The sequence below is a fragment of the uncultured Tyzzerella sp. genome (assembly GCF_963558545.1).
Lineage (GTDB): Bacteria > Bacillota > Clostridia > Lachnospirales > CAG-274 > Tyzzerella.
In genome coordinates, this window is sequence record NZ_CAUWHO010000074.1 from 1 (window position 1) to 5,908 (window position 5,908).

General features: G+C 21.6%; 8 protein-coding genes and 1 pseudogene. All 9 read left to right on the forward strand.

Going from position 1 to position 5,908, the window contains the following annotated elements; genetic code table 11:
- On the forward strand, window positions 1–287 hold a 287-nt coding region (locus R5Z65_RS09225), incomplete at its 5' end, for a hypothetical protein (RefSeq protein ID WP_317368702.1).
- A gap of 310 nt (window positions 288–597) precedes the next feature.
- The gene (locus R5Z65_RS09230; protein WP_317368703.1) at window positions 598–792 is read left to right on the forward strand and encodes a hypothetical protein; all 195 of its coding nucleotides are present in this window, start codon (window positions 598–600) and stop codon (window positions 790–792) included.
- A gap of 136 nt (window positions 793–928) precedes the next feature.
- Window positions 929–1,351 carry an SMI1/KNR4 family protein gene (locus tag R5Z65_RS09235; protein ID WP_317368704.1) on the forward strand — a complete coding sequence of 141 codons (423 nt, stop codon included), beginning with the start codon at window positions 929–931 and terminating at the stop codon, window positions 1,349–1,351.
- Window positions 1,352–1,552: 201 nt separating this feature from the next.
- Window positions 1,553–1,930, forward strand: a complete 378-nt coding sequence (locus tag R5Z65_RS09240; protein WP_331678040.1) for an IS3 family transposase — start codon at window positions 1,553–1,555, stop codon at window positions 1,928–1,930.
- 55 nt (window positions 1,931–1,985) lie between these two features.
- Window positions 1,986–2,123 (forward strand): annotated as a pseudogene (locus tag R5Z65_RS10270) (IS3 family transposase); the annotation flags it as partial.
- Window positions 2,124–2,422: 299 nt separating this feature from the next.
- Complete coding sequence (locus R5Z65_RS09245) at window positions 2,423–3,079, forward strand: hypothetical protein (RefSeq protein ID WP_317368705.1); 657 nt, start codon at window positions 2,423–2,425, stop codon at window positions 3,077–3,079.
- A 627-nt stretch (window positions 3,080–3,706) separates the two neighbouring features.
- Window positions 3,707–3,853 (forward strand): hypothetical protein, encoded by a 147-nt coding sequence (locus R5Z65_RS09250; RefSeq protein WP_317368706.1) that lies wholly within the window; start codon window positions 3,707–3,709, stop codon window positions 3,851–3,853.
- 635 nt (window positions 3,854–4,488) lie between these two features.
- Window positions 4,489–4,635 carry an accessory gene regulator B family protein gene (locus R5Z65_RS09255; RefSeq protein WP_317368707.1) on the forward strand — a complete coding sequence of 49 codons (147 nt, stop codon included), beginning with the start codon at window positions 4,489–4,491 and terminating at the stop codon, window positions 4,633–4,635.
- 214 nt (window positions 4,636–4,849) lie between these two features.
- The gene (locus R5Z65_RS09260; protein WP_317368708.1) at window positions 4,850–5,269 is read left to right on the forward strand and encodes a hypothetical protein; all 420 of its coding nucleotides are present in this window, start codon (window positions 4,850–4,852) and stop codon (window positions 5,267–5,269) included.
- Window positions 5,270–5,908: the final 639 nt, after the last annotated feature.

Below are 5,908 nucleotides of genomic sequence, written 5' to 3' on the forward strand. Positions count from 1 at the left end.
GTAAAATTTGTAATATATACTATATACAACATGAATTTAATATAGATAATTTATATCCAAATAGAACAGAATTAAAATTAAATGGATTTGACAACCAAACATATACAATAGAACAATATAACTTAGAAAGTAAAGTTGTTGATATATTATCAAAAAATAATTTAAAACAACTACAATTTATAGATTTAAAACAAATAATAAATTTAGATAAAACAGAAGGGTTATTAATAGAAAAACAAATTACTTTAGAAGATTTATTATTTAAAAATATTTATAATATAGTTTAAAGTAGATTATATAATTAGAAGATACAGGTAAACATTTAGATAAATCATTAAATCAGATATGGAAATGGAGTAATGCAGGGGATTTACTATTAGATTCTATAAGATTTATCCCTTTAATAGGAGACGGAGTAAAGGAATTAAATAAAATACCATTTAAAGAAATAGGAAATAGTATAAAAAATGGTATAAAAGAAATACCAAATATATTAAAAAATGCAAAAAATGGAATCGATAACTTTGTAAGTAAATTTAGTAAAAAAGGTGTACAATAAACAGCTAAAATTTGGTATCAACAAATATGTTAAAATAAATGGCAAATTCTTTTAATAAAGGTTTTGAAGATGTATTGAATTTTGGAAAACCACAACAATGGGCAAAAGAAGACCTTAAATCTTACAATTATGATACTGAATTAACTCCAACTATAACAATAGAAACAGGTTTATGGTATCCACATATAATAATAAGTAATTGCCAAAATATGAGAAGAGATACTAGTGTTTAACTTGGATATGGGAAATGGAGTTCAAGTCTACAAGAAGAGTTAAGTTATATAGTAGAAGATTTTAGAGCAGTTGGGTTTAGTGATGATATTATGAAACAACAATATAAAATGTTAGATATGAGAGGATTAATATAAGATGAACATATTAAAAGATTTGAATAATAGATGTAATATATCACAAAATGAAGAAAGTTCTAATTTTTTAGAAATAAATAAATTAAAAACCTTTTCTCAAATAGATGTACCAAAAGAATTTTTAAATATTATTAGTGAAATGTCTGAAGTAGAGATAAATATAGATAATTACAAATATCTTAGATTATGGGGAGCTGAAGGTTGTATAGAAATGAACTCTGCTTATGAAATTCAAAGGTATATTCCAAATTCATTAGCTATAGGAGATAATGAAGAAGGTAGTGCTATATTATATGTAAATCATAATAATAAATTTGGAATATATAAAATAGACTTTAATGATTTAGATATAGAAGAGTTAAGTTATGTTTCGAAATCATTATTTGATTTATTAGTTAATGGTATTGGTTTAGATATAATATAAAAAGTAAAATGGATTATACTCAAAAAAGTAGATAAGCTAAATTTTGAAAATATAAATTTAAGTGGTAGAAAGATAACATATTCAATAATGAGAAAGGGGAAAATAAATGATTTAGTGAAAATATTATAATTAGAAGCAGTATTAAAAAATACAAATTTAAAAAATGTAGATTTAAGAAATACTAGAAATAAATTAGATACTATATTAGAAGATAAAATAATAAAAATATTTAACAAAAATTATAAAAGTTATGGTACAAGAAGAATAAAAGTTGAACTTGAAAAGTTAAATATTGTAGTATCAAGAAGAAAAATAAGTATAATAATGCATAAATATAATTTAGTAACAAAATACGTATTAAAATACAGAAAGTATAAAAACAATAAGTATAATGAAGATAATAATATCGTATGCAATAGGAAAAATAAAGATAGTGAACTAGTATTAAAAGCATTAAAAAATATAAAATATCCAATAAATAGAATAAAAATACTACATATAGATAGAGAACTAGAGTTTAAAAATAGTAAATTGGATAAGTTTATGAGAATATTTAATATAAAGCACTCTTTAATATAAAGCACTCTTTAATATAAAGCACTCTTTAAGTAGAAAAGGTTGACCTTATGATAATGCAGTAGCAGAAGCAATATATAAAACAATAAAAACAGAATTTATTTTTAATAATAAATTTAAAAATATAGAAGAATTAAATTATAAATTTTTAGAATATGTAAACTGGTATAATAATTTAGGATATATAAATATTTAAATTATTTATCGCCAATAACTTTTTGTACACAAAAAGTTATGTAGATTTTAAGTTGTCCCTTTTTATTTTGTATAATTTACCCTTGCCATTCCAATAAATTAATTGAAAAAATAATGGATAAAGAAAGTAAACAAGCACATATTTTTAGTAATGAGAATATGTCAGATAAAAGTAATAATAATATCGGATTTAATAAATTACAAATAGATTTAAATATTGTAGTATAGATGCTTTTTTAGATTATAGTGGAGAACTAAAAAGTGCAATTTTGATAGAAAAATATTAAGAGGAGTGTTAATATGAATAATAATGAAATAAAAAAATTATTTACAGGTAAATTTATATTAGGTGATAGTGAGTCAAAAAAAGTTTTAATATTAGATAATAAAATAGATGAAATAAAAAATAATTTAAAATTAAATCCCAATTTAAAATTTTTATTGTTAGATTTGCTTATTATGAAAGCGATAATAGAATTAAATGATGAACAATATAATTTTGAAACTATAAATAAAATTTATGAAATTGATAATTTCAATTTAAAAGCATTAATATTAGAAATGAGAGTAGAAAATTGGGTTTATGGTACAATACGAGAAAAAACAATAAATAAAATAAATAATATATTATCAAAAAATGAAGAAATTGATTATAGATATTTAAGTATATTAAAATATTATGAAGCTTTTTATAATGTTGAATTAAACAATTTAAATATAGGTATTAATTTTTTAGAGCAATCATTAAAATTTTGGAATAAAAATTCAAGTTCTTATAGATTATATGGTTATATTTTGAAAAAAATGAATATTTTAGATAAAAGTAAAGAAATGTATATGTTAGAAAAATCAAATAAAAATTATTATAAAATAAATAGGAGTGATTATAATTGGTCTGATTTTGATTTATATCTATACATAATAGCTCAGAATTTAGAAATTATAGAAGATATATGATAACAGAAATTAAATCAAGTAAAATAAATAATAGCATATGATATAGAAAATTGGGAATGGGAATGGAGTAGTGTAGGTGATTTAGCATTAGATGCTATAGAATTTATCTCTTTAATAGGAGATTGGAGTAAAGGCAGCAAAAAAAATACCATTTAAAGAAATAGGAAATATATTGAAAAATGCAAAAATGGTATTGATAATCTTATGAGAAATAATAATTATTAATAAAAAAATGAGAATTTTAATAGAAGAAAGTAATGTTAAATTTATTAAAAATATTATAGACCCAAAGAAAATTAAATTTATGCAAAGTTCTATCAAAAAATCAAATTGGAGAATATACTGTTTTAGAAAATGAAAAGGCATTAAAAAGTGAAAGATTAAGTCCAAATTACTTACCTAAAATTAGAATTTGGAAAGATAGTAAAGGTAATTTATGGACTTTAGATCATAGAAGATTAAATGCATTTAGATTAGCAAATTTAAATAGTGTAGAATTTGTATGGGCTGCTGAAGATGAAGCTGAAAAGCAAATGTGAAAATGACAACTAATTATAATGGCAATAGTATAAAATTAAAATTATGAAATGGTAAAAGTATTATAATTAAGTAAGTTAGGAGATTTATATGAAATTATATGATTATATAAATAATATATCAAATGAGGATGATTTTATAAAATTTTTAGAAATGTTAAAAAATGATATTTTAATTAATAATGATGAATGGGTAAATAATAATATTACTTCATATTTAGATAGTATTTATTCCTAGGTTGAAGATATGGATGGATATTATAAAAATATAGGAATTGAAAAACCTAAAGATATTAATTGGAAGTTTATAGCGATGTTGTTATATATTGGTAAAATATATGAATAATAGTTAATTTATAGCTACATATACAATGAACTTAATCAAACAACAAAAGTAGAAACATTTGATGGAAATGTTCAAATCAATAAGTATGATGCAGAAGGCTTATGCTATGAAATAGAAGAAAACGGACAACTTGTTCAATTTATTTTCAATATAAATAAAGAAGTAATAGCAAGAAAAAGAAAATAAATGTACACGTATACATACGTGGTTCGTAAATTTTAGCTAGTAGTAATGACCACTTAAGGACTTATTAATTTTCTAAAAGCCCTCTAGCAGTCTGTATATCTTTATTATGAGTGCGATGCTTGGGGTAATGTTACAAGTAAAAAGAAACAATAAGAAATATGGTTAAATTTAATGGACAATATTCACCAATAAAGATATGTGGGGCAAATGCAAAGCATTTGAGTTTTGCATTAGCAAAATCTGATGAAAGCTAGACCATATAACACATAAATATTATTTAAGAGCTAGATTTTATAATCTAGTAATATCAAGATTTACTGGGTAAGATACATACAGGGGAGATGGACTTAATATATACAGCTATTGTGCTAATAATAATTTTAAATATTATATCTAGTGTAGTAATTTTATCTTTAGTACCGATTGAAGATAAAAACAAACTACTAGATAAAATAGAAATAAAAGCTTATACAAAAAAACAATTATAAATTTAGCTATAATTTTAATTGTTTTATGTATAACTTTAGTGTATAATAAAATAAATCTTTCTTTTTGTATTTGTATTTAATTATTATGCAATACATTAATGTTAATGTTAGGAAAGATAAATAATTCAATTAGATATAAATACTTTAAATGAGTTTTTAAATGAATATTATTTGTATTTTAAGGAGTAATTTTATTATGAAAAAATTCAAAAAAATGGTAATGTTATTTGCAACGGCAAGTATGATGGTTTTAGGAGCAAATAGTATATCTTATGCTAATAGTGTCGGTATTACTGAAGAAGGCGTATCTCATATTGAAGCCAGAAAAGGTACACATCATCTATCTAATTCCTCTATTTCAGGAAAAGGTTATGAAAATGTATATGTAGATATTCGTTGCCCAGATGATAAGGATACGCATAACCGTACTAAAATTCATTTTTATAATAGATCATCTGAACCAGTTACAGTAAGGGCTTATGGACAGTCTATGACAGTAAAAGCTTGGAGTGGAAATAGCTTTAGCTTAAATGTATCTCATGGTTCATTACCTATTACAATTAGGGGATTAAATGATAACAGTAATCAAGTTTTAAAAGGAGAGCTTTCAGTTAAATCTTGGGCTGAACAGTAATATCTAATAAAAAGTAAAATTATACAATATTATAAAATAAATATATTGTATAATTTTACTTTTTATTAGATATTATTATCGATAATTTATGTTAGGTATAGGTGATAAAATTTCAAAGTATCTTTTAATACTAAGAGCAAATATAAAATATTATTTAGAGGAGATATATCAAGTTATATCTAAAAGATTATTTTAAGGTTAGCCTAAATCAAAAGCAATACACAATGATATGTTATTACATATTAAAAGTAATAATACTACTGAGAATTTTGTATCAACTTCAAGTGATAAGTCAATTGCTATATAATTTATAGATAAAAATGGATATTTATATTAATATAAATTCAACTTATGGATAAAAAGTATATTTTACATAACAAATGAAATTTTGAATTCTTGGGGGAATAAAACTATCTGATATAGTTGTTATATATAAAATATATACTTTGAATAATAAGTGGAATTTAATTAAAAGTATATTATTTTATATTAGTATATTTTACATAATATTTTTTATTATGGGTATTCCAATTTTTATTGTTTATAAATATCATTCTGAAATACTATGTACTCCACTAGTTACAATATATCGTATATTTTTATTTCCTATATTAAATTATTTAGGTATTTTTATGTATA

Bases quoted from the DNA above. Each gene is read 5' to 3' on its own strand.
- R5Z65_RS09230 (WP_317368703.1), top strand. From the start codon at position 598: ATGGCAAATTCTTTTAATAAAGGTTTTGAAGATGTATTGAATTTTGGA.
- R5Z65_RS09235 (WP_317368704.1), top strand. From the start codon at position 929: ATGAACATATTAAAAGATTTGAATAATAGATGTAATATATCACAAAAT.
- R5Z65_RS09245 (WP_317368705.1), top strand. From the start codon at position 2,423: ATGAATAATAATGAAATAAAAAAATTATTTACAGGTAAATTTATATTA.
- R5Z65_RS09250 (WP_317368706.1), top strand. From the start codon at position 3,707: ATGAAATTATATGATTATATAAATAATATATCAAATGAGGATGATTTT.
- R5Z65_RS09255 (WP_317368707.1), top strand. From the start codon at position 4,489: ATGGACTTAATATATACAGCTATTGTGCTAATAATAATTTTAAATATT.
- R5Z65_RS09260 (WP_317368708.1), top strand. From the start codon at position 4,850: ATGGTAATGTTATTTGCAACGGCAAGTATGATGGTTTTAGGAGCAAAT.